The following is a 23,494-nucleotide window of genomic DNA, read 5'->3' as shown; positions in this document are numbered from 1 at the left end:
AGAAATACATTAAAAAATAAAACGCGATGTTTTCTTGGTTTCTTGCTTTTCTTACATGTTAAACACTATCCAGTTTTCAAAGAACAACTCTATCATTTTGCGATTTCATCGCAATGGAGCCTAGCGGGATCGAACCGCTGACCTCCTGCGTGCAAGGCAGGCGCTCTCCCAGCTGAGCTAAGGCCCCCTAAAAAGGAGTTTAAATAAAAAAAAGGCTATTAACCTCTCAAAACTAAACAAAGTAAAACAACTGTGACGGTTCCGTTATATCCTTAGAAAGGAGGTGATCCAGCCGCACCTTCCGATACGGCTACCTTGTTACGACTTCACCCCAATTATCTATCCCACCTTAGGCGGCTGGCTCCCAAAAGGGTTACCTCACCGACTTCGGGTGTTACAAACTCTCGTGGTGTGACGGGCGGTGTGTACAAGACCCGGGAACGTATTCACCGCGGCGTTCTGATCCGCGATTACTAGCGATTCCGGCTTCATGCAGGCGAGTTGCAGCCTGCAATCCGAACTGAGAATGGCTTTAAGAGATTAGCTTGACCTCGCGATCTTGCGACTCGTTGTACCATCCATTGTAGCACGTGTGTAGCCCAGGTCATAAGGGGCATGATGATTTGACGTCATCCCCACCTTCCTCCGGTTTATCACCGGCAGTCTCACTAGAGTGCCCAACTAAATGCTGGCAACTAATAATAGGGGTTGCGCTCGTTGCGGGACTTAACCCAACATCTCACGACACGAGCTGACGACAACCATGCACCACCTGTCACTTTGTCCCCGAAGGGAAAGCTCTATCTCTAGAGTGGTCAAAGGATGTCAAGACCTGGTAAGGTTCTTCGCGTTGCTTCGAATTAAACCACATGCTCCACCGCTTGTGCGGGTCCCCGTCAATTCCTTTGAGTTTCAGCCTTGCGGCCGTACTCCCCAGGCGGAGTGCTTAATGCGTTAGCTGCAGCACTGAGGGGCGGAAACCCCCCAACACTTAGCACTCATCGTTTACGGCGTGGACTACCAGGGTATCTAATCCTGTTTGCTCCCCACGCTTTCGAGCCTCAGCGTCAGTTACAGACCAGAGAGTCGCCTTCGCCACTGGTGTTCCTCCATATATCTACGCATTTCACCGCTACACATGGAATTCCACTCTCCTCTTCTGCACTCAAGTTCTCCAGTTTCCAATGACCTTCCCCAGTTGAGCTGGGGTCTTTCACATCAGACTTAAAGAACCGCCTGCGCTCGCTTTACGCCCAATAAATCCGGACAACGCTTGCCATCTACGTATTACCGCGGCTGCTGGCACGTAGTTAGCCATGGCTTTCTGGTTAGATACCGTCAGGGGATGAGCAGTTACTCTCATCCTTGTTCTTCTCTAACAACAGAGTTTTACGATCCGAAAACCTTCTTCACTCACGCGGCATTGCTCCGTCAGACTTTCGTCCATTGCGGAAGATTCCCTACTGCTGCCTCCCGTAGGAGTCTGGGCCGTGTCTCAGTCCCAGTGTGGCCGATCACCCTCTCAGGTCGGCTACGTATCATTGCCTTGGTGAGCCATTACCTCACCAACTAGCTAATACGCCGCGGGTCCATCCATAAGCGGTAGCCGAAGCCACCTTTCATCTGTCTGCCATGCGGCAATCAGAATTATGCGGTATTAGCATCCGTTTCCGAATGTTATCCCCCACTTATGGGCAGGTTACCCACGTGTTACTCACCCGTCCGCCACTCCTCTTCTATCGAGTGCAAGCACTCAATAGAAGAAGCGTTCGACTTGCATGTATTAGGCATGCCGCCAGCGTTCGTCCTGAGCCAGGATCAAACTCTCATAAAAGTTGAAGCAACCCGTTAGGATTGTTTCGCTTTTTAACGATGCTTGAAGCTCATTAAACTTGCTAGCGAAATTTCTTTCACTTTGTTTCTTTTGGTTCGACCCTTGGCCGAACCGCCGTTCACAGTTTATTGTTTTACTTTGTTCAGTTTTCAAAGGTCAATCACTCTTGTTTTGACAACTTCCAAATAATAACATCTAGAAGAATATTTGTCAACTTTTTTTGAATATATTTGTTGTTTTTTACATATTTATTCAAAATTATAGTTTTTGCTTTCATATAACTTTTAAATAATAACATAAAACCTTAATTAAAGTCAAGATTTTTCCAATCACATTTTTCAAAAAATTGGAAATGTTTTAACAACTTCTATTAATATATCAACTTTTTATACATTCGTCAAGAATATTTCTTAATTAAATAAATCTTTTTTTAATAATAGATTTATTTAATTAAGACTATTGTTTGAAAAAACTGATTTCGCCTATTTCTTCCTATAAAGGACTCAACGTTGAATAATCTATCTCTTCTTTTTTTACAATCATCAATAAACCATCACCTAAAGGAACAATACTAGATTCTAACAAAGGGTGGTTCATAACTGTTTCTAAAAATGTATTTAACTTACGGTGGATAGCCTTTGTTCTTTTTGGAATTTCTTCATCTGGCAATAAGATTGTTCCACCTTGTAATACATCATCCACAATTAACATTCCGCCGATTTCTAACAAACGGATACATTCAGGCAAGAAATCATGGTATTTTGATTTTGCACTATCCATAAATATAAAGTCAAACTTCCCCGTCAAAGTAGGTAATATATCAGCAGCTTGGCCCTCTAATAGAGTAATCTTATCTGTCAATCCTAAAACAGCATAATTTTTTTTAGCTTTCTCAATCATTACATCGAAACGATCTATTGTTGTCACATGACCATTGTCTCCTACGTGTTGTGCCATTAAGCTAGAAGAAAAACCAATAGCCGCACCAATTTCTAATATTCGCTCAGGTTTAATTTGTCCTAGAAGTAAATTTAAAAAGACAACTGTTTCGTGTGGAATAATAGGAACTCGTCTCTCATTAGCTTCCCTCTGAATCTCTCCTAATTTGCCTGGCAAAGGTTTTTGCTTTTTTCTTAAAAATTCTACGATCTCTTTTTGAACGACTGGACGATCCATCATTTCATTTCTTGCTACTTTGACTTCTTTATTCTCTGTATTTTCCATATCGTTTTTTCTTCTCCTCTTTATTTTATTTTTGGATTTGCTTGATTACTATTCTTATATTTTCCATTATAAGTTGCCTTATCTTATCAAACAAGAGTTTATTTCATTGTTTTTTTTATACTCTAGCCTCAAAAACATTGTAAATACGGTATTTTGTGTGCTATTATCAATATACAGAACACAATAAAATAATTAAAGGAGGATACAATGATGCTCATTAAATCACTCTGTATTCCTAAGAAAAGTTTAACTACTGTCAAAGAAAGCGCAACTCTTCAAGAAGCAATAGATATACTAGAGAAATCTGGTTATCGTTGTATCCCAATTTTAGACGAGAGCGGGAAAATTTTTAGAGGAAATATCTACAAAATGCATATTTACCGTCATCAAGCAAACAACGGTGATATGAGTTTACCTGTTACAACTCTTTTGAAAAATGCAACAAAATTTATTTCTGTAAATTCTTCTTTTTTCAAAGTATTCTTTACGATTAAGGAACTTCCTTATATATCTGTATTAGATGAAGAAAATCATTTTTATGGTATTTTGACCCATAGTTCTCTTTTAAATATGTTGCAACAATCGTGGAATATCGATTCAGGTAGTTATGTTCTAACTATTGCATCTTCTGGTCAAAAAGGTGATTTAACAAATATGACCAAAATTATTAATCGTTATTGTTCTATTTCAAGTTGTATCACGCTAGATGCTGAACGTGAAGAGCTTGTTCGTCGTACAATGATGACTCTTGAATCAGGCGTAACGGCAGAGACTGTTAAACAAATCAGTGATCATTTAGAAAAAAGAGGATTTCGTGTAGTAGAAGTTGAAGATTTAGAAAACAATTAATCTTAAAGATAAACATCACTAACAAAAAACCGAAAACAGAGTGTTATCTCTTGATAGCTCGTTTTAATAAGCGAGTCTTCAACATAACATGTCGTTTTCGGTTTTTTAATTTTAAGCTTCCATTCTTTCGTTGAAATGAACCTTCTTATCTAAATAAAGCATAACTGGAGCACCAATTGCCATGATAGCTAGTTCCCCAATTCCAACTGTCAGATAACCAAACCAAAAAGGGACAGAAAAAGCTAAATTTAACTCTAAGGCAATCAGAGAAGAAAGAACAGTAAAAACTAGTGTGTTAATAAAAAATTTTACCCATATGTTGGGAATATTTTTTATTAGCTTACTGGTAATTAATAAAGACATCAAGGAATGTCCTACACCAAATATCAAATCATATCCTACTATTGTTGAAAAAAAGAGATTTGAAATAAATACACCACTTACTATTCCAAAAATATATTTCCTATTGAAAATAATCAGATGGTTAAAAATTTCAGCTACTCTAAATTGTAGCGCCCCGAAAGAAATTGGCGCCAAAACAGCCGTAACTGCTACATATAATGCCGCAACAATGGCGTTAGTGACCAGACTTTTTGTTTTCAATTTCATGTTCCTCCTAGTTTTTTTCTGTGGGATGGTTACGAACCACATATTTAATAACTTTGGCATCATACCACTTTTTTAAAAAAATCTCAATCTCAAACATTTTTTTGACTACACCAAAAAAAAACCTCCCTTACATTAAGGAAAGCTTATGTATTATCTAATTAGGCCATCAAACTGACTTATATAAGCCAACACTTATTTCTAAGGCTTCATTTATTTTTTCCATTATTTCTTGATTTAACTGCGTTACTTTTTCTTTTAAGCGTTGCTTATCAATCGTTCGAATTTGCTCTAATAAAACTACAGAGTCTTTTTCTAGACCAAATTCTTCTGCCGATATTTCTACATGGGTGGGCATTTTAGCTTTTTGTATTTTCGCCGTTATCGCCGCTACAATAACTGTCGGACTGTAATGATTTCCAACATTATTTTGTATGATTAGCACTGGACGCATACCACCTTGTTCTGATCCTACTACAGGTGATAAATCAGCATAATAAATTTCACCCCGTCTTACCATAGGTATTCCTCCTTATGATAACTGGCTATAAATGGGCGCTAACCTCTTTTTCACAAACTTCAAATTCATTACAAATATCAAGATTGATACGAGACATTTCCGCATATCCTTTACGCAAGGTATCATATATAGTTAAGTTCTTTTCTGAAATCTGATTAACCACTGCATTTATCGAGTTGAATTTAGTTGCACTTGTTTGAACATCATAGCTCTGACTATCTTTATAAACATGACGATTCAAAGAAATTTTAAATATCCGGCCATTGTTATTTCTCATGAACCATACCCTCCAATGAATAGCTTTTTCCTTCTCTCACAAAGAAAACTGCATTTGTACTTAGGCTAATGGTACCATGAAACTTTGGGCATTGGAACCTATAATCGGTCGTTTAAAAAATAGTCGTTCTTTTGTCACTAATGTCACTATTATTTTAGCGCTAGTTTTAGCTATATACCCTAGGAACACGTGCTGATAGACCGCAAGCAATTTCATAATGAATAGTACCCAAATGATTAGCTATGTCTTGCAAAGAAATCTTTTCTTTGTTATTTTCTCCTACCAGAGTAACCTCTGTGCCTTCTTCGACTTGATAAGGCAAACGAATCATACACTGATCCATACAAATTCTGCCTATTATTTCACATCTTTTTCCGTCTACAAGGACTTCTTGACCTTGTAAATCGCGACGCCATCCATCAGCATATCCTATTGGAACCGTTCCAATCCACTCACCTTCTTTCGCTGAGTATGTTGCTCCATAACCTACCTTGTCTCCTAATTTCATTTGCTTGACGTAATTAACTTCACTGCTGATTCTCATAGCTGGTAGTAATTCATAAGGCTCTTTTAAAATTCCGCCAGATGGATTCAATCCATACATCGCAATACCGAAACGAATCATATTCGAAGAACATGATTCGTGCCAAAGAGCTGTCGCACTATTAGCTGTGTGTATAAAAGGTGGCTTAAAAGGCAAGCTAGCTACTAATGCATTAAACTTTTCAGTTTGTTCTTTAAATTGTCCTTGATCCGGGCTATCCGCTGTTGCAAAATGAGTAAAAATCCCTTCAAAACAAGTCGTTTTACTTTTATTCATCCACTGCTCTACTTCTTGCAATTCTTCTACTGTTCTAATTCCAATACGGCCCATTCCAGTATCTAAGGCGATATGAACCAATAGTTTCTCTTCACAACCATTACTCTTTACTATTTCACTAGCTTGTTCAAGCCAGTCCAAACTACTAACCGCTACGCTAAGCTTATTTAATACTATCAAATCAGCATAAACTGCATCTACTAGTCCCATAATTAAAATTGGTTCACTAAATCCAGCTTTTCTTAACTCTAATGCTTCGTCTAAGATAGCCACGCAAAAACCTGAAGCTCCACCTTTTTTAGCAGCTTCAGCAACTTCCACAGCACCATGTCCATACCCATTAGCTTTGACAACTGCATAAAGCACTACATTTTCATTCAATCTTTTTAGTTCTTGTTGAACGTTAGTACTGATTGCTTTTTTATCAATATAAGCAACTGTTTTACGGTGTATTCCTATGGCCATTATTAGTCCACCCTCTCTTTTATATTTCTACTTTTTCTAGAATAATTTGAGCAGCAGCAATTGCATCTGTGTGTGTAATAGAAAGAAAAATATTTCCACCAAATGGACTTTTCGTTACGATAGGCTTACCTTTTTCATTAGGTAATATTTCTATATCATGAAATCCTAGTTTACCAATACCTGTTCCAAAAGCCTTTGAAAAAGCTTCTTTCGCAGCATATCGTCCAGCTAAAAATTCTATTTGACGCGAACCTTTTAATTCATTAAATATCGTCCACTCTGCTTGAGTCAGCACTCTTTTTGAGAAAGCACTTCTTTTTTTTACAGCCTGTCCAATCCGATCTATTTCAGTTATATCTAGCCCTATACCTACAATCATTTTACGCCTCACTTTTTATGTACTTATCTTTTGATGCTTATCCACTTTACGTTAGACTTATTTTTGAACAACGCTTTCACTTGTGCTTATGTTATCAGAATGAAACAACATTGTCACTTATTAAACATTTAGTTTTACAGCAAGCTAACTAATAAAAAAACCATCCTCAATTAAGAGAATGGTTTTTCTGGTTTTTATCTGCTTAGTCTTTGTTACGGATAGTAAAGTTACGGTCTCCGCCACCTTGACGTCTGTCAGAGGCTGGCTTGCTACGACGGCTGTCGCTGCTGCTACGTTTTTTCTCTGAACTGTAACCTGCTCCTGAACCAGAAGGTGATCCACCACGACGTTCGCCTGGTTTTCCACCACTACGATTGCCACGGTATCCACCGCCACTAGATTTTCCTTTGTAACCACCACGAGATGATGATCCGCCTTTGCTTCCGCCTCGACTTGGTAATGGACGCTCAGGTGTAATTTTTACTGGTACTGCTGCTGCGTCTTTAGAAATACTCTTTAAGAAAGAAGCTGCTATATCTTCAGCAGTATATGTTTCTAATAACTGAGCTGCTGCTTTTTCATAAATATCCAATCCATTGGCATCAATGATAGAACTTGCTTCTTCCATAGATGCTTTGATTTGTCCTTCGAAAGCTTCAGCGTTTGTTGGTGGACGTAATGGTGTCATTTCTTTTTTAGTTAAGTCTTCAATAACACGTAGATAGCCCATTTCATTTGGTGTAATGAAAGAAACTGAAACGCCTTCTTTACCTGCACGACCAGTACGGCCGATACGGTGAACATAGCTTTCTGGATCTTGAGGAATATCATAGTTGTAAACATGTGTTACTCCTGATATATCTAATCCACGTGCAGCTACATCTGTTGCTACTAGGATATCAATTTTACCTGTTTTAAAAGCTTTTAAAACGCTCATTCGTTTTTGTTGAGAAAGATCGCCATGGATTCCTTCTGCACGATATCCACGCATTTCTAGTCCTTTAGCAATTTCATCAACGCGACGTTTTGTGCGTCCAAAAATAATCGTTAACTCAGGTGTTTGAACATCGAACAAACGTGTCATAATATCAAACTTCTCAAAATCTTTACAGCGAACAAAGAACTGTTCGATTAAGCTATCAGACAAAGTCGTTGCTTTGATACTAACGTGTTCTGGATTCTTCATGTATCTTACACCAATACGCTTGATAGGAGCTGGCATTGTTGCTGAGAATAACAATGTTTGGTGGTCTGCAGGAACTTCATTAATGATTGTTTCGATATCATCAATAAAGCCCATATTTAACATTTCGTCTCCTTCATCTAAGACTAATGTTTCAACATGATTCAATTTTAATGTTTTGCGTTTAATATGGTCTAATAAACGTCCAGGTGTACCAACAATGATATGTGGTGCATCTTTTAATGCACGAATTTGACGGCTAATATCTGCTCCACCGTAAACAACTTGTACACGAACTTTTTTATCGCGGCTTAAACGGAATAACTCTTCTTGTGTCTGGATAGCTAATTCACGTGTTGGTGCAATAACTAATCCTTGAACTGCACGATTATTGATATCAATTTTTTGTAACATCGGCAGACCAAACGCGGCTGTTTTACCTGTACCCGTTTGTGCTTGTCCGATAACGTCTTTTCCTTCAAGTGCTAACGGAATCGTTTGTGCTTGAACTGGAGTTGCCTCCTCAAAGCCTAAACGTTCTACTGATTGTAATAATTCTGGTGCTAAACCTAATTCTGAAAATTTCAAATATATTTCCTCCCAATTTTGAAAACCGTAAAGAGAGATTTTTGCGAAATACAGGCACCATCATTGTTTCAATTCAGACGCACCTGTTGCTGTCACTCCATATAAAAATTCAACTTCGTTCTAACTACTGTTTTTAGCTGAATCCTTCATTTCATATCAAAAGCCTGGATAAATTCCAAGCTCGTCTGCTTATCTATTTTCACAAAACCCTCGTTGGTTTTATCTTTTTAATTAAATCTCTTATTTAATCTAACTAATCTTAACACGTCTATAGGTGATTATCAAACAATTTACTCCCTCAATTTTATGAACACGTTTCCTTTTTTAATTTTTTAACTGTCTCTCATTTTAATTTTATCTTCTATAGTCTTAATTCCCGGTTTATTTTTTAGCTATTTCTACACTAGATTTTTTTTATAAAAAACTTGATGGATAAATACGTTCAAAAAAAGGACTGAGAAATATTCCCAACCCCTTTGTTCTTTATTAATCACGTCTATTTCCAAAAATGCGTAGCAAAGCAAGAAAGATATTAATGAAATCTAGATATAAACTTAATGCCCCACTAATAGCTACTGCTCCTAGTGAATTTTCTCCACTAAATTGATTATAAAGCTGTTTTAATTTATGCGTGTCGTATGCAGTAAAGCCAACAAAAATTAAAACTGTGATAATAGATAAAACAAAATCGGCAGGGCCACTACGTAAAATGAAGCTGTTTACTAGCATAGCAACAATCAAGCCAATTAAAGCGCCTCTTAGCTGTCCACCTAATGTTGACATATCACGTTTCGTAAAGAAACCTACTAAACTCATCCCTGCAAAGGTTGCAGAAGCCATTAAGAAGGCTGAACCAATACTTCCTAGTTCATAAATCAAAAAGATACTTGCTAATGTAATTCCATTTAGCAAAGCAAATGCAATAAAGCCAAACAAAGATGAGCTAGCTGATCTCATTTTCATTCCATTTGTAGCTAGCTTTGATACTAAAAATATCTCCGCTATAAATAAGCCAATCATTCCGAATGGGCTGCCATAAACCAAATTTAAAATAAATGGGCTTTGAGAAGCATAAAATGCTGTTATTCCTGAGATTGCTAGACCTAGAGTCATATAACCATATACTGAGGCAAAAAATTTAGCCATAGTTGGTTGCTCAATAAAATCGTTTGTGACATCTTTTCTTTGAGTATTCAAGTTTATTCCTCCTTCGATCCATTTCGATAATAATAATATATCAATTAGTTAGCTTTTTCAAATCAGTCTTAGGACTGATTTTTAATTATCTGTCGTAACTTGTAGCGCTCTAGTAACAGATAATAAGTCTGTCCCAAAGCTAGATTTTAAAAGCACATAATCTTTTGGTTGAATAAGAACCTTTAAAAAAGCAATCATTGGACCTTTATCCCCGTTAAAATGATGCAATCGTTCTTTACCAAAAATAGTTTTTAAAGCATCATATAACACTTTCATATGTGTCCCATACAAAATAACTTGGTCAATTTCCTCTGTTGATAAAGCTTCTTGTATGCTTAAATGCAGCTTATCTGTTTGTTCTCCTAATTCTAGCATATCGCCTAATACTACTATTTTTCTACCACTATTTTTTAATTGACTGAAATTAGCTAAAACAGCTTTCATTGCAGTAGGGTTTGCATTGTAAGCATCATTCAATAACATACTCTCATGAATGCCCTCTAACCATTCTGTTCGATTTTTCGTCAGCTGAAAGGTTGCTAATTTTTGGACAGCTTTATCAATCGCTATACCTAACACCACTGCACTACTCAAAGCTGCTAGTGCATTATCGACATTATATGTTCCTGTTACGGGTAGTTTAATGAAACTATCTCGACTTAAATTCGTTTTGAATGTTGTTTCTTTCATACCAGATACTATTTCAACTGAATAACTATCATTTGTTAGTAGCGACCCAAATGTTTTAATTTGCTCTTTTTTTAGAATACTTGCTCTTTCAATCAAGAGTGGCTCGTTTCCAGGAATAATTAAGATGCCATTTTCTTTTAAACCAGAAATAATTTCCATCTTTGCATCTGCAATTCCTGCACGAGAACCAAGGTATTCAATGTGTGATTCTCCGATCATTGTGATAATCGCAATATCTGGTTTTGCTAAATCAGAAAGCACTTTGATTTCACCTGCATGATTCATACCCATTTCTAAAATAATCACTTCTGTCTCTTGTGGCATTTCTAGAATAGTAATCGGTAACCCAATATGATTATTAAAATTCCCTTGTGTCTTATGAACACGGTATTGACTAGATACCACTGCTTCAGTCATATCTTTTGTTGTTGTTTTGCCGTTACTACCAGTGATGCCAATCACTTTGGGTTTAACTTTATTCAAATAATATTCTGCTAGATCTTGGAGAGCTTTCAAAGTATCTGCAACTTGAATGACTGGAATATCAGTCGGTGCATCTTCTAGCGACTTGCTCCAAAAAGTTGCGACTGCGCCTTGATTAATCGCCTGTGTAATAAAACTATGCCCATCATTCTCACTTACTAACGGGACAAATAATGAGTGTGCACTTAATTTTCTAGAATCAAATCCTACAGCATTAATTTCGACCATTTCCCATGCATCTTCTATCGTTTGAGCATGCACAGCTTGCGCAATTTCCTTAACTGTTAAAAACATTTAGTGTCCTCCATTTAGTTGAACTTTTAGTCGCTTTTGCAAAAAAAGCGACTGGACATTTGTCCTGCCACTTTTTTACTAGGAATAGTTTTTTTATTAGGATTAAACTCGGTCCGTTTGTTCAAATTTTAGCGATTCTGCAAATCGTTTTAACGCTAATTGAATCAGTTCTTCAACTAGATCACCGTAATTTAAACCAGTATGTCTCCAAAGTAATGGATACATACTAAATTGAGTAAATCCTGGCATTGTATTTAACTCATTAATAAAGATCTCATCATTTCCAGTTACAAAAAAATCACATCGACTTAGCCCAGTTCCGTCAATCGCTTCAAATGCCCGGATGGAATAGGAACGCAATTGCTTTTCTACTTCTTCTGAAACGCGAGCGGGTATTTGTAAGGTTACTTTGTTATTAATGTACTTAGCATTATAGTCATAAAAAGCACTCTCTTTTATCAATTCTCCTGGTACAGACGTATGAATATCATCGTTTCCTAGGACAGCTACTTCAATTTCCCGAGCTTCAATTCCTTGTTCTACAACCACACGACGATCGTATTGTAACGCCAAGTTAATCGCTTCTTCTAATTCTGCGCGCGTTTGGGCTTTGCTGATCCCAACACTTGAACCAAGGTTTGCTGGTTTGACAAACATCGGATAAACTAATGTCCCTTCACATTTTTTAAATACATCATCAGCATTCCTTAACCAGTCTGCTTTACGAATAGGAACATAAGGAACTTGCGGTAAGCCAGCTTGTTGAAAAAGTTGCTTGCTTATAATTTTATCCATTCCACATGAGCTAGCTAGTACTCCTGCGCCGACATATGGCATACCAATAACTTCAAATAAGCCTTGAACTGTGCCATCTTCTCCATTTGGGCCATGTAGGACAGGAAAAATAACTGCATCTTTTTCTCTTAATTCTGAAGGTTTAATTAATTTACCACCAGAAACGACTCCTTCTTCAGTAGAAAAATAGGCTTCTTTGGGGCTATTTGCCAATCGCAAAGCCTCTGATGACTGAATAATTTCTGCCTGTTTAACAACTGCACCTTTTATCCATTCTCCCTCTCTTGTAATATAAACTGGTTCAACTTCATAATAGTCATAGTAGATTTCTTTGATAATAGAGAAGGCTGTCAGTATTGAAATATCGTGCTCAGCACTTTTTCCTCCGTATATTAGAAAAATTTTCATTTGGTTTTCCTCCGAGTTATAACTTTTAGTCTCATATCCTAACACGAGTTCTCTTGAATTCAAACGCTATTGTATCATATTTTTATTGATAACAATAGAAAACATTTTTGATCGAGTTTCATTTTATCTTTATACTTTAGAGTCTAGAATTTTCTCAATCTAAAAAAATAACGTTATTTTAAAAACTATTTCTATTAGTAGAAACATAAATAAAAAAAGCCACTAAACAATCGTTTATATGACTCCTTACTCATCCAAAGGTTCTAAGAAAATTTCTTCTTTGAAAGACCATTGATTTTGATTTTTATCGTAGTAAATTGTACCAATTAAGTCTTTCTTTGAAAAAAGTTTATTTAAGTCCCTCAATCGATCTTCAACTAAAAAAATAGGTATTGCGCACGTTTGTTGCTGCACTTCTATTTGAGTAAAAGAAAATAAGATACCTTCTCTTAATAGAGGAATCAATTGTTCAATGAGTTCTTTGGGTATAGGCTGAATTTTAGTTTCTTTTTGAAAAAACTTTTTCTTTTCATTGCATTTTAATTCTAATGACTTTGTTAAGCTGTCACTTAAAAAATCATAAAATTGTTCTAAATAGCGAAAATATATTTTTTTAAAATAATCTATCATGGATAAGTAAATATAATTATTTTGTAATTTATAATAAAAAGGAGAATGTAAATGGGTGTGTGCGTGCGCAACGTACAGTAGTTCAGATATCTCAACAGGTGTTAATTGTCTCAATAATTCCATACTTTCAAAATCTATCCATTTAAGAGTTTGACTAGACTGTTTATCGATATTATTTTCCAGATAAGTGCGAACTTTTTCTACACCGCGAATCATTTGAAAACCAGTATGTGGTTCAAACTCCCCTATATCTTTTGAGGCATTCAATAATAGAATGTTTTCAGGTATTTTTTTTATGATTTCGTCGTAATTTTTAAAGGTAATCCCTTTACATAGAACAGAATTTGTTACACCATCTAGATGAACGTAAATATAATCCGAAATCACTAGATACCCCTCCTCTTCATTTTTCTTCACGGTTTATTATACTATAATTTCCCTTTTTAAGCTGTATCAATTTAGTGATAATTTCATTACAATAACACCTTGTAAGCGGTCTATTACGTCAGATTGGTAACGAATGTTTTTTTATTGCCCGTTTGTGTTACAATTGGTGAGTCATTGAATAAAGACACTCACTTCTTTTCATTCTTTTGAAGATTTTTTAGCTTCTCCGAACTCAACTAGCTGGTTGAATTGATTTTTTTTCACTACTCCATTTAAGCTCTATTCGTAAGTTATGTATTTCTTTCGTTTAGCGTTCAGGCGTAATGTTCGTTAGAGAAACCACTGTCTTCTATTTTATCCTATCAAATAAACTCTAAAAAAGCACGTAATAGCATATTTTTAACCATAAAAAAAAGCTCTAGAATTAGAGCTTTCAAAAGTATTTCTATTATTCAGCTGAGTTTGCGTCTGCCAAACCATATTTTTTGTTGAAGCGATCGACACGTCCGTCTGCTTGTGTAAATTTTTGACGTCCTGTGTAGAATGGGTGTGAATCAGATGTTGTTTCAACACGGATCAACGGATAAGTATTGCCGTCTTCCCATTCAACAGTTTCACTTGAATGTTTTGTAGAACCAGACAAAAATTTAAAACCTGTAGTAGTATCCATGAATACAACTTCTTTGTAAGTTGGGTGAATTTCTTTTTTCATGTGCTCTCGCTCCTTTGCCCTGATACATTTGCTGAACCAGAGTTCTTTTTTATTTTTTATTTAACAGTAGAATACTACCACGTCTATTACGTTATTGCAATCTATTCTCACTACTTTAATCTTCTATTTTTTTATCGACGTGCATTACGAGTAGGTTTTAATTGATTGAACGTTTTTTCTGAAAAACTCTCAAAAAATTGTTCGTTATTTTCAGAGTTATGCAAAGCCTGAATAAATTGGTTGGTTAATTCTAACGAATCGGTTATCATCGCGTGGCGCAATTTCCAGATTTCATCTAAATACTCTTTATCTAAAAGCAATTCTTCTTTTCTTGTACTTGATTTTTTAACATCAATCGCTGGGAATATACGGCGTTCTGATAATTCTCTTGATAAATGAAGTTCTGAGTTTCCTGTTCCTTTAAATTCTTCATAGATAATATCATCCATCCGACTACCGGTTTCAACCAAAGCTGTTGCTAAAATAGTTAAGCTTCCGCCTTCTTCAATATTTCTTGCTGCACCGAAAAACTTTTTAGGACGATAAAGGGCTGCAGGATCAATCCCCCCACTTAGGGTTCTTCCACTCGCAGGTATAACTAGATTATACGCACGAGCTAGTCGAGTGATACTGTCCATCAAAATAATTACGTCTTGTTTGTCTTCTACTAATCGCATGGCTCTTTCTAGAACGAGCTCAGCAACACGCACGTGATTCTGAGGTTGTTGATCGAAGGTTGATGAAACAACTTCACCTTTCACGCTACGTTCTATGTCTGTTACTTCCTCTGGACGCTCGTCGATTAATAAAACAATTAATTCCGCTTCAGGATAATTCTCAGCAATTCCATTTGCAATGGCTTTTAATAGTGTCGTTTTTCCAGCTTTTGGTGGTGCGACAATCAGACCTCGTTGGCCAAAACCAACTGGAGCTACAATATCAATCATTCGAGCAGATAGTTTAGACTGCTCTGTTTCTAATTTAATTCGACGGTCAGGATAGAGTGGTGTCAATGCTGGGAAGTGTGATCTCTCCTTAGCTTGTTCTGGATTACTTCCATTTACTTTACTTACGTGCATTAAACCGTAGTATCGCTCAGAAGGCTTTGGAGGTCGGGCTTTTCCAGTTACTTTATCGCCATTTCTCAAGCCAAAACGTTTGATTTGAGAAGCAGAAATATAAATATCTTCTTTACTAGATGTATAATTAATCGGTCTTAAAAAACCAAAATCTTGTTGTGCCATGATATCTAAGACGCCTTCAGCCATAAAGAAACCTTGCTTTTCTTCTTGCGCTCGTATGACGGCTAAAGATAATTCTTTTTTATTCATTTGGCTATAGTAAGGAATCTTTAGTTCTTTAGCATAAGCATAAATATCTTTTAATGTTTTTTTCTCTAGTTGTTCAACAGTCAATATCTCACTCATATTTTCGACTCCTATATTTTAGTGTGTTCAGTTTCTATCATCTTAACGTCCGCACCTAAATCAGTCAATTTTCTGATGATATTATCGTAACCTCTTAAAATATTTTCTACACCTGTAATCGTAGTCGTTCCTTCGGCCATTAATCCTGCAATTATCAAACAGGCACCTGCTCTCAAGTCACTTGCCTCGACTTCTACACCTTTTAATTTACATGGACCTTCTAAAAGAATTAAATCCCCTTCAACACGTGCTTTTGCACCCATACGAACTAATTCCGGAATATGCTTTACACGCTTAGCATATATTGTATCTAAAACAGTTGATTCTCCTATTGTTTTCAATATTAAAGGCGTTAAAGGTTGCTGTAAATCTGTTGCAAACCCAGGGTAAGGAAGCGTTTTTACATTAATTGGTTTTAGTGGAAGTTGCGCTTCTTTCACGCGTATACTGTCTTCTCCGATAGTCATGGGGACACCCATTTCTTCCATCTTTGCTACTAATCCTTCTAAGTGTTCTACAATGACGTTTTGAACCGTAATATCTGTCCCAATTGCTCCAGCTAAAGCTAAATAAGTCCCCGCTTCAATTCTATCTGGTATAACACTATGTCTGCAGCCGTGAAGTTCATTAACTCCTTCGATACGAAGAATATCTGTTCCTGCTCCTCGGACCTTTGCACCCATATTATTTAATAGTGTTGCTACATCGATAATTTCAGGTTCACGAGCAGCATTTTCAATGATAGTTGTTCCTTTTGCCTTAACAGCAGCAAGCATCACATTAAGTGTTGCCCCTATAGAGACAACGTCCAAATAAATACGAGTTCCTTTTAATCCTTCTACAGGCGTTCTAAGGTACATCGCTCCTTGTTCATTGTCAACTATCGCTCCTAGAGCTCGAAAACCTTTTAAATGTTGATCTATCGGACGAGGTCCTAAAAAGCAACCACCTGGTAAACCAACAACCCCTTGTCCATATTTAGTTAATAAAGCACCCATGAAATAATAAGAGGCACGCAAACTTTGTATTTTACCACTTGGCATAGGAATGGAAATCATTTCTGTTGGATCAATAACTAACGTTGAACCATCAAAATTTGTTTTAACGTGCATACTATTTAAAATTTCGATTAACGAGTGCACATCTTGGATATCTGGCACTCCCTCTAAAGTAACGGGAGAATCAGCCAAGATTGACGCTGGGATTAAAGCGACAACACTATTTTTAGCTCCGTTGATTGTAACTGATCCACTTAACTTTCTTCCTCCATTAATAACTATCTTTTTCATTACTATACCTCACTTTATTATTATACGTGTTTTTATTGGTTATTCGTTTAATCGTCTCTTGATTTGATTAATTTTCATACTAAAACTACTTGCTTCTACTCGATATTTTTCAGTTTTAAGATAAGTTACTCTGATTGTTTTTGTGCATGGAAACTATCACTCTATAAATGAACAGTTCCGTTCTATTATCTAATAGACTATATTATTTAAATCTATACTAAGCTCAACTAACCTACTTTAGTAATGAGTAACTTTTTTTGCTAAACACTGACTAATGTTACTATACTATTTGTTAATATACAATTCTTATTGTGTCGCTAATTAGACAAATAATCTAAAACCAGGGTTTTTATTGAAAAAAGTAGCAAAAAAAGAGCACGAACAATCATTAGATTGTATGTGCTCTTTTTTACCGCTTGTTCAGGTTTGAATTAAGCTTTGTTTGATGAACCAAAACGTTGCATAGTTGTTTTAACTGTAGCAATAATTCTCTCTTTACCTGGTGCAATAACTTTACGAGGATCGTAAACTTTATCGTCAGTAGCTAATTTTTCACGAACGCCTGCAGTCCAAACTTGTTGTAACTCAGTGTTCACATTGATTTTAGAGTGACCATTTTCAATAGCTTTTTTAATTTGGAATTCTGGAATCCCAGATCCACCATGTAAAACTAATGGTGCATGAGTTAAGTCAGAAATTTCTTTCATTTCGTCAAAACCTAAAACAGGTTCGCCTTCGTAGTCGCCATGTACAGAGCCTAAAGCTGCTGCTAAAGCGTCAATGTTTGCTTCTTTAACCATACGTAGACATTCTTTAGGGTCAGCATACTGAACTCCACCAGTAACGCCATCTTCGGTTCCGCCAACTGTTCCTACTTCAGCTTCTACAGAAGCACCTTTTGAATGAGCATATTCAACAACTTTTTTCGTTGCAGCAATATTTTCATCAATTGGGAACGCTGAGTTATCAATCATTACTGAAGAATAGCCAGCATCAATAGCTGTTTTACAGTTTTCAAATGAAGAACCATGGTCTAAATGTAATGCAACAGGAACAGTAATGTTCATTGTTTCCATTAAAGCTTCAGTCATTGCAGCAACAACTAATGGGCCACCCATGTATTTTCCAGCGCCTTCAGATACTCCTAAGATTACTGGAGAGTTCTCTGCTTGTGCTGCTTCTAAAACTGCTTGTGTCCATTCAAGGTTGTTAATGTTGAATTGACCAACCGCATATTTACCTTCTAATGCCTTATTTAACATATCTGTCATACTAACTAAACGACTCATATATTTTTCCTCCTTAAGGAAAGGTTTTATTTGTCAAGGTCTTCCCTTGACCAACATTTTTATTATACCAAACAAAACAAACAATTCCTAGACTTAAACCGCCAATTCTCATGATAAAATAAGAAAAAGAAAGAATATTACTGTTGGTTTTTCAATGAAGCTTTAATAAATCCCGTAAATAATTTTTGTGGACGATTTGGGCGTGAAAGAAATTCTGGATGAAACTGACAAGCAACATAAAAAGGATGATCAGATAATTCTACAATTTCAACTAAGCGATTGTCAGGTGAAACACCAGAGAACACCATACCTTTATCTTCTAAAGCTTTACGGTATTCATTATTAAACTCATACCGGTGGCGGTGACGCTCTTGGACAACTTCTGCATTATCGTAATTCTTAGCTGCAACAGAACCAGCTTTCAATTTACAAGGATACAACCCAAGACGCAACGTGCCACCCATTTCTACTACATCTTTTTGGTCACTCATCAAATCAATAATATTGTGCGGCGTTTTAGGATCTGTTTCCGTAGAGTGGGCTCCTTCAAGACCAACTACATTTCGAGCATACTCAACACACGCTAATTGCATTCCTAAACAGATGCCAAAGAAAGGAACAGTGTTTTCGCGAGCATATTGAATAGCTGCAATTTTACCTTCTAGTCCTCGGTCACCAAAGCCACCTGGAACTAAAATACCATCGGCATCTTTCAATAACTCTGCTGCATTAGAAGTGGTTACTTCGTCTGCATTGATCCAATCTATTTCAATTTCTGAGTCTTCTGCGTAACCGGCATGACTTAAAGATTCTACTACTGATAAATAAGCGTCAGGTAATTCAACGTATTTACCCACTAATGCAATTTTCGTTTTCTTAGATAAGTTCAGTACTTTTTCTTCTAACTTGATCCATTCTGTCATATCAGCAGGAGGTGCATCAATTTTCAAATGGTCGCAGACGATTTGATCCATTCCTTGTTTTTGTAAATTTAACGGAATGGAATACAATGTGTCAACATCTAACGATTCAATGACCGCTTCAGGTGCTACATCACAAAAAGAAGCTAGTTTATCTTTTACACTTTGTGAAACTGGACGTTCGCTACGTACGACTAAAATATTAGGTTGAATTCCTAAGCCTCTTAACTCTTTAACACTATGTTGTGTTGGCTTTGTCTTCATTTCACCAGCAGCACCAAGATAAGGAATAAGTGTTGTATGAATATACATCACATTTTCCGTTCCAACATCTCGCTTCATTTGGCGCAATGCTTCTAGAAAGGGTAAAGATTCAATATCTCCAACCGTTCCACCCACTTCTGTGATCACAATATCAGAATCCGTTGTTTGACCGGCACGCATCATCTTTTCTTTAATTTCATTTGTAATGTGTGGGATAACCTGTACTGTAGCTCCTAAGTATTCGCCTTTACGTTCTTTACGAATAACTTCTGAATAAACTTTTCCCGTCGTTACGTTTGAGTAGCGGTTCAAGTTGATATCAATAAATCTTTCGTAGTGTCCTAGATCAAGATCTGTTTCTGCTCCATCATCGGTTACAAAAACCTCTCCGTGTTGATAAGGACTCATCGTTCCTGGGTCTACGTTAATATAGGGATCAAATTTTTGAATCGTTACTTTAAGTCCACGATTTTTTAATAACCTTCCCAATGAAGCCGCTGCGATTCCTTTACCTATCGAAGAAACTACTCCACCTGTTACAAAAATATACTTTGTCATTTAATCGAACTCCTTCTTTGATGAATTTGGGTAGTCAAACAAAAAAACAAAGCTCCCTATTCTGTTAAGAATAGGGAGCTGATAAATTACTTTCAGTCCTTGTCCCTTAAAAAAACGCCAAGGGAGCCCAATAAATATGATACAGCCTCAAATGACTATCGTCAAGGTTTTTATATCTATTTTCATTTATTTAGTTTTTAAGCTATTTTTTCTGAGTAGTTAGACTAAAGTCGCTTGAATTAGTAGTCGTTTTTATCATCCGCTTCTTCTTCTTCGTCTTCAATAACCGTTAATTCGCCTTCAACACCATCTGGCAGCTCATCTTCTTCATCTTCGTCTGCACCAATTTCTGTTAAATCTTTTTTGTATTTGCCGATATCTTCTTTATCTTCTGCTTCAATCACAACACCGTCATTATCAATCAGAAGCTCTTCTTCCTCTTCTTCATCATCATCTTCTGGGTCATCATTGCTGTAATCAATTTCATCTTCACTTGAAACAAAGGCACTTACTTTTTTACGTTTTTTGCGCTTAGGTGCTTCATCTTCATTTCCTTGAGTAACTTCCTCATCGATAAAGTCAATTGGATACCATGAACGCAATCCCCAACGATTTTCTCCCAACGAAATAAAACTACCGTTGATATTCAAATCTGTATAAAATTGTGATGTATTGTTTTTTATTTTTTCTGCAGTAAATCCTAAATAATCTTTGATTTCTTTGAGTAACACGTTAAAATCTAAAATCTCGCCTTTTTGATCTAAAATAGCATGAGCGACTTCTATCATTGATAATTCGCTTTTATTTTGTCCTTCAAATCTTTCAAATTCCACGAAAGCCACATCCTTTCAACAGTCTATTCTTTATCTTACTCTATTTAGATAGTAAAAAGCAATCGTAATTTGTGTTCACCGAGTTTTTCTTGTCCGAGGTACAGATCGTATTCTAATTGTAGCTCACCTGAAAACGGATTTTGCTTGTAACTGACTTGTAATTGACGCGTTACCGTCTGCATCGTTACTAGGCCCTGTGGCGTTTGATAACTTGTCTCAAAACGTTCACCTTGCTCGAATCTCATTCGAGTAGTTGTTTCGCCTCTACGAATAAGCGTAACACCTCCTGTTGGCTCTAATTTAAATGTTACAGGAACTTCTACTTCATCATACGCTTCTTGGTAACGAATGTAATAAGAGCCATTCATATACACAACTTTTCCCATTTGATTAAAAACAAACCGTTCAGTCGAACCGCCTTGTGAAATGGTTGTTTCTACTTCTACTTTAGCTGCCATACCTTTGCTCAAATCTATTTCCACCAGATTAACCCCTTTACCTTTATTGCCTTTTTTTAGGCTGATAGTGCTTGATTGTTTTATTTTTCCATTAATTCATAAGCAGCCGCTAAGATATCCTCTTCTTGAGGAATAGCAGCATGTTCTAGCTCTTTTTGATAAGGTATCGGGATTGATTTCCCTCCAAGTCGCTTGATGGGTTTTTTCAATGCATAAAAAGCTTTGCTTTCAGCTACAATACTAGCTATCTCACCACCAAATCCACTTCTTTTAACTGCTTCATGAACAATTAAGAGCCTTCCTGTCTTTTGCACAGACTTAATGATGGTTTTTGTATCTAAAGGGACTAATGTACGTGGATCAATCACTTCTAAGGAAATACCTTCTAAGGCTAATTGCTTAGCTATTGCCAAACTCTTATGAACCATAATCCCAGTCGCAACGACAGTAATATCTTGTCCTGAATGCTTTATATCCGCTACTCCAAAAGGAATGACATATTTTTCTTCGGGGACTTCACTAGTTGTTTGGTAACACAATTTATGTTCATAAAACATCACAGGATTATTGTCTTCGATTGCAGCATGCAATAAACCTTTAGCATCGTAAGCTGTTGAGGGTTGGACCACTTTTAAACCAGGAATATGAGCTGTCCAATTTTCTAAACTTTGAGAATGTTGGGCGGCGTGCCCTGTTCCTGAACCCGCTGCTGTTCTTACAACCAGTGGTACAGAGACTTTCCCACCATACATATAGTGTATTTTTGCAGCTTGATTGACTATCTGATCTAAAGCAATCGTGATAAAATCAGAAAATTGAATCTCGATAATTGGTCGCATACCTGTCATAGCTGAGCCAACGGCCGCTCCTGCCAACGCACTTTCTGAAATAGGGGTATTTCGAATCCGTTTTGTTCCGTATTTTTGGACAAGCCCTTTAGTTGCACCAAAACTCCCACCATATAGCGCGATATCTTCTCCCATTAAAAATACTCGTTCATCTGTTGCCAGAGCTTCATCTAAGGCTTCATTAATAGCAGCTAGATAGGTTATCTTACGCATTTTCATCCTCCTTATTCAGCATAGACATTGGTTTCTAGGTCAGCTAGCGCTACATCTTCCATCTTCTTAGCCTGTTGAATAGCCTGTTGAACGTTTTCTCTACTTTCTTCCTTCCACACAATTAAGTCCTCTTTAGAGACTAAATTTGCCGCAAGTAATTGCTGTTCTGCCAATAAGATGGGATCTTTTAGCTGCCACTGAGCTTCTTCTGCTTGTGTCCGGTATTCTCGTTTATCTGATTTTGAATGGCCTCTAGATCGATAGGTTAATGCTTCAATTAATGTCGGACCTCCACCACTACGAGCTTTTTCGATTGCAGCAGAGGTAGCATCAACTACTTCTAGCCAATTATTGCCATCAATTGTTTTCCCTTCAAAGCCATAACTCTCCGCTCGTTTTGATAAAAAAGGAATATTTACCATTTGTTTTATCGAACTGCTCATCCCGTATTGATTGTTTTCAATAAAAAAAATCACTGGTAATTTCCAAATAGAAGCTAAATTCAATGACTCATGAAAACTCCCCTCATTAGTAGAACCGTCACCTGCATAACACATCACAACTGCAGTCGTTTTTTTCATTTGAGCTGTCAATGCCGCTCCAACTGCAATAGGGTATCCTCCTCCAACAATTCCATTTGATCCTAAATTTCCCGTATCACTGTCAGCAATATGCATACTTCCACCTTTGCCGTGATTCGTACCGCCTTTTTTTCCAAATAGCTCTGCCATCATTGCAGACATATCTGTTCCTTTAACAATTGTATTGGCGTGTCCTCGATGAGTTGTCGTCATAAAGTCAGTCGGTTTTAATAAATAACCGCTCCCAACTGCTGTTGCTTCTTGTCCAATAGAAAGATGAGTTGTGCCATGTATCTTTCCTGCTGTAAATAATTCTTCTACCTGTTCATCAAAAAAACGAATTTGCCACATCAGTCGATACATTTTTTCAAAATCATCTAATAGTAAACCGGCTTGATTGGATAAGATTGGTTCCATTAAGTTCACCACTCTTTCCTCTTTATATTTAGTGTTCTTAGTGTGTCTTAGTATAG

Annotated in this window: 21 protein-coding genes, 1 tRNA gene, 1 rRNA gene and 1 riboswitch; of the genes, 1 reads left to right on the top strand and 22 read right to left on the bottom strand. The window is 36.7% G+C overall.

Annotation, left to right across the window (positions count from 1 at the left end; all coding sequences use genetic code 11):
* Window positions 1-114: 114 nt before the first annotated feature.
* The 3 genes from ACMHYH_RS00910 to ACMHYH_RS00900 form a co-directional block, all read right to left on the bottom strand.
* Window positions 115-187, bottom strand: a tRNA-Ala gene (locus ACMHYH_RS00910).
* An 89-nt stretch (window positions 188-276) separates the two neighbouring features.
* Window positions 277-1,834 (bottom strand): 16S ribosomal RNA (locus ACMHYH_RS00905).
* Between the two features lie 492 nt (window positions 1,835-2,326).
* Window positions 2,327-3,058 carry an O-methyltransferase gene (locus ACMHYH_RS00900; RefSeq protein WP_414839537.1) on the bottom strand — a complete coding sequence of 244 codons (732 nt, stop codon included), beginning with the start codon at window positions 3,056-3,058 and terminating at the stop codon, window positions 2,327-2,329.
* Window positions 3,059-3,268: 210 nt separating this feature from the next.
* Between ACMHYH_RS00900 and cbpA the strand changes: the two genes are divergently transcribed.
* The gene (cbpA, locus tag ACMHYH_RS00895) at window positions 3,269-3,907 is read left to right on the top strand and encodes a cyclic di-AMP binding protein CbpA (protein WP_414840316.1); all 639 of its coding nucleotides are present in this window, start codon (window positions 3,269-3,271) and stop codon (window positions 3,905-3,907) included.
* Window positions 3,908-4,018: 111 nt separating this feature from the next.
* Here the strand turns inward: cbpA and ACMHYH_RS00890 are convergent, their stop codons facing one another.
* From ACMHYH_RS00890 to ACMHYH_RS00800, 19 genes are all read right to left on the bottom strand, one after another.
* On the bottom strand, window positions 4,019-4,516 hold the full coding sequence (locus tag ACMHYH_RS00890; protein WP_414839536.1) for a QueT transporter family protein: 498 nt from the start codon (window positions 4,514-4,516) through the stop codon (window positions 4,019-4,021).
* A gap of 1 nt (window position 4,517) precedes the next feature.
* A riboswitch (PreQ1 riboswitch) is annotated at window positions 4,518-4,562 on the bottom strand.
* A gap of 120 nt (window positions 4,563-4,682) precedes the next feature.
* Complete coding sequence (locus ACMHYH_RS00885; protein WP_085558779.1) at window positions 4,683-5,033, bottom strand: type II toxin-antitoxin system PemK/MazF family toxin; 351 nt, start codon at window positions 5,031-5,033, stop codon at window positions 4,683-4,685.
* A 25-nt stretch (window positions 5,034-5,058) separates the two neighbouring features.
* A complete protein-coding gene (locus tag ACMHYH_RS00880; protein ID WP_414839535.1) occupies window positions 5,059-5,310 on the bottom strand; it encodes a hypothetical protein in 252 nt (83 codons plus the stop codon).
* Window positions 5,311-5,476: 166 nt separating this feature from the next.
* The gene (alr, locus tag ACMHYH_RS00875; protein WP_414839534.1) at window positions 5,477-6,595 is read right to left on the bottom strand and encodes an alanine racemase; all 1,119 of its coding nucleotides are present in this window, start codon (window positions 6,593-6,595) and stop codon (window positions 5,477-5,479) included.
* Between the two features lie 19 nt (window positions 6,596-6,614).
* On the bottom strand, window positions 6,615-6,974 hold the full coding sequence (gene acpS / locus ACMHYH_RS00870; RefSeq protein ID WP_414839533.1) for a holo-ACP synthase: 360 nt from the start codon (window positions 6,972-6,974) through the stop codon (window positions 6,615-6,617).
* Window positions 6,975-7,176: 202 nt separating this feature from the next.
* Window positions 7,177-8,745: a DEAD/DEAH box helicase gene (locus ACMHYH_RS00865; protein WP_414839532.1), complete on the bottom strand. Its 1,569-nt coding sequence runs from the start codon at window positions 8,743-8,745 to the stop codon at window positions 7,177-7,179.
* A 486-nt stretch (window positions 8,746-9,231) separates the two neighbouring features.
* Window positions 9,232-9,942, bottom strand: a complete 711-nt coding sequence (locus ACMHYH_RS00860) for a Bax inhibitor-1 family protein (protein ID WP_414839531.1) — start codon at window positions 9,940-9,942, stop codon at window positions 9,232-9,234.
* An 81-nt stretch (window positions 9,943-10,023) separates the two neighbouring features.
* Complete coding sequence (locus ACMHYH_RS00855) at window positions 10,024-11,409, bottom strand: UDP-N-acetylmuramoyl-tripeptide--D-alanyl-D-alanine ligase (RefSeq protein WP_414839530.1); 1,386 nt, start codon at window positions 11,407-11,409, stop codon at window positions 10,024-10,026.
* A gap of 102 nt (window positions 11,410-11,511) precedes the next feature.
* The gene (locus tag ACMHYH_RS00850) at window positions 11,512-12,612 is read right to left on the bottom strand and encodes a D-alanine--D-alanine ligase (protein WP_414839529.1); all 1,101 of its coding nucleotides are present in this window, start codon (window positions 12,610-12,612) and stop codon (window positions 11,512-11,514) included.
* Between the two features lie 246 nt (window positions 12,613-12,858).
* A complete protein-coding gene (locus tag ACMHYH_RS00845; protein ID WP_414839528.1) occupies window positions 12,859-13,629 on the bottom strand; it encodes a hypothetical protein in 771 nt (256 codons plus the stop codon).
* Between the two features lie 448 nt (window positions 13,630-14,077).
* Window positions 14,078-14,341 (bottom strand): type B 50S ribosomal protein L31, encoded by a 264-nt coding sequence (locus ACMHYH_RS00840; protein ID WP_085558788.1) that lies wholly within the window; start codon window positions 14,339-14,341, stop codon window positions 14,078-14,080.
* A 131-nt stretch (window positions 14,342-14,472) separates the two neighbouring features.
* Window positions 14,473-15,768: a transcription termination factor Rho gene (rho, locus tag ACMHYH_RS00835; protein WP_414839527.1), complete on the bottom strand. Its 1,296-nt coding sequence runs from the start codon at window positions 15,766-15,768 to the stop codon at window positions 14,473-14,475.
* Window positions 15,769-15,779: 11 nt separating this feature from the next.
* Complete coding sequence (locus ACMHYH_RS00830) at window positions 15,780-17,057, bottom strand: UDP-N-acetylglucosamine 1-carboxyvinyltransferase (RefSeq protein WP_414839526.1); 1,278 nt, start codon at window positions 17,055-17,057, stop codon at window positions 15,780-15,782.
* Between the two features lie 431 nt (window positions 17,058-17,488).
* Window positions 17,489-18,346: a class II fructose-1,6-bisphosphate aldolase gene (gene fba, locus ACMHYH_RS00825; RefSeq protein WP_414839525.1), complete on the bottom strand. Its 858-nt coding sequence runs from the start codon at window positions 18,344-18,346 to the stop codon at window positions 17,489-17,491.
* Between the two features lie 137 nt (window positions 18,347-18,483).
* Window positions 18,484-20,088, bottom strand: coding sequence for a CTP synthase (locus ACMHYH_RS00820; protein ID WP_414839524.1), 1,605 nt, complete (start codon window positions 20,086-20,088; stop codon window positions 18,484-18,486).
* A gap of 239 nt (window positions 20,089-20,327) precedes the next feature.
* Window positions 20,328-20,921 (bottom strand): DNA-directed RNA polymerase subunit delta, encoded by a 594-nt coding sequence (rpoE, locus tag ACMHYH_RS00815; RefSeq protein WP_414839523.1) that lies wholly within the window; start codon window positions 20,919-20,921, stop codon window positions 20,328-20,330.
* A gap of 44 nt (window positions 20,922-20,965) precedes the next feature.
* Window positions 20,966-21,403 (bottom strand): DUF1934 domain-containing protein, encoded by a 438-nt coding sequence (locus ACMHYH_RS00810; protein ID WP_414839522.1) that lies wholly within the window; start codon window positions 21,401-21,403, stop codon window positions 20,966-20,968.
* Between the two features lie 56 nt (window positions 21,404-21,459).
* A complete protein-coding gene (locus tag ACMHYH_RS00805; RefSeq protein ID WP_414839521.1) occupies window positions 21,460-22,440 on the bottom strand; it encodes an alpha-ketoacid dehydrogenase subunit beta in 981 nt (326 codons plus the stop codon).
* Window positions 22,441-22,451: 11 nt separating this feature from the next.
* Complete coding sequence (locus ACMHYH_RS00800; RefSeq protein ID WP_414840315.1) at window positions 22,452-23,438, bottom strand: thiamine pyrophosphate-dependent dehydrogenase E1 component subunit alpha; 987 nt, start codon at window positions 23,436-23,438, stop codon at window positions 22,452-22,454.
* Window positions 23,439-23,494 lie beyond the last annotated feature (56 nt).

Source organism: Carnobacterium sp. TMP28 (genome assembly GCF_047553015.1).
Classification (GTDB): Bacteria; Bacillota; Bacilli; order Lactobacillales; family Carnobacteriaceae; genus Carnobacterium_A.
Note: the sequence above shows the minus strand (reverse complement) of the source record. Positions and strands in the feature narration are given on the sequence as shown.

What these genes read in the sequence shown, in the direction of transcription:
- ACMHYH_RS00900 (WP_414839537.1), bottom strand. Translation starts at nt 3,058, where the DNA reads ATGGAAAATACAGAGAATAAAGAAGTCAAAGTAGCAAGAAATGAAATG.
- cbpA (WP_414840316.1), top strand. Translation starts at nt 3,269, where the DNA reads ATGCTCATTAAATCACTCTGTATTCCTAAGAAAAGTTTAACTACTGTC.
- ACMHYH_RS00890 (WP_414839536.1), bottom strand. Translation starts at nt 4,516, where the DNA reads ATGAAATTGAAAACAAAAAGTCTGGTCACTAACGCCATTGTTGCGGCA.
- ACMHYH_RS00885 (WP_085558779.1), bottom strand. Translation starts at nt 5,033, where the DNA reads ATGGTAAGACGGGGTGAAATTTATTATGCTGATTTATCACCTGTAGTA.
- ACMHYH_RS00880 (WP_414839535.1), bottom strand. Translation starts at nt 5,310, where the DNA reads ATGAGAAATAACAATGGCCGGATATTTAAAATTTCTTTGAATCGTCAT.
- alr (WP_414839534.1), bottom strand. Translation starts at nt 6,595, where the DNA reads ATGGCCATAGGAATACACCGTAAAACAGTTGCTTATATTGATAAAAAA.
- acpS (WP_414839533.1), bottom strand. Translation starts at nt 6,974, where the DNA reads ATGATTGTAGGTATAGGGCTAGATATAACTGAAATAGATCGGATTGGA.
- ACMHYH_RS00855 (WP_414839530.1), bottom strand. Translation starts at nt 11,409, where the DNA reads ATGTTTTTAACAGTTAAGGAAATTGCGCAAGCTGTGCATGCTCAAACG.
- ACMHYH_RS00850 (WP_414839529.1), bottom strand. Translation starts at nt 12,612, where the DNA reads ATGAAAATTTTTCTAATATACGGAGGAAAAAGTGCTGAGCACGATATT.
- ACMHYH_RS00840 (WP_085558788.1), bottom strand. Translation starts at nt 14,341, where the DNA reads ATGAAAAAAGAAATTCACCCAACTTACAAAGAAGTTGTATTCATGGAT.
- rho (WP_414839527.1), bottom strand. Translation starts at nt 15,768, where the DNA reads ATGAGTGAGATATTGACTGTTGAACAACTAGAGAAAAAAACATTAAAA.
- ACMHYH_RS00830 (WP_414839526.1), bottom strand. Translation starts at nt 17,057, where the DNA reads ATGAAAAAGATAGTTATTAATGGAGGAAGAAAGTTAAGTGGATCAGTT.
- fba (WP_414839525.1), bottom strand. Translation starts at nt 18,346, where the DNA reads ATGAGTCGTTTAGTTAGTATGACAGATATGTTAAATAAGGCATTAGAA.
- ACMHYH_RS00820 (WP_414839524.1), bottom strand. Translation starts at nt 20,088, where the DNA reads ATGACAAAGTATATTTTTGTAACAGGTGGAGTAGTTTCTTCGATAGGT.
- ACMHYH_RS00805 (WP_414839521.1), bottom strand. Translation starts at nt 22,440, where the DNA reads ATGCGTAAGATAACCTATCTAGCTGCTATTAATGAAGCCTTAGATGAA.
- ACMHYH_RS00800 (WP_414840315.1), bottom strand. Translation starts at nt 23,438, where the DNA reads ATGGAACCAATCTTATCCAATCAAGCCGGTTTACTATTAGATGATTTT.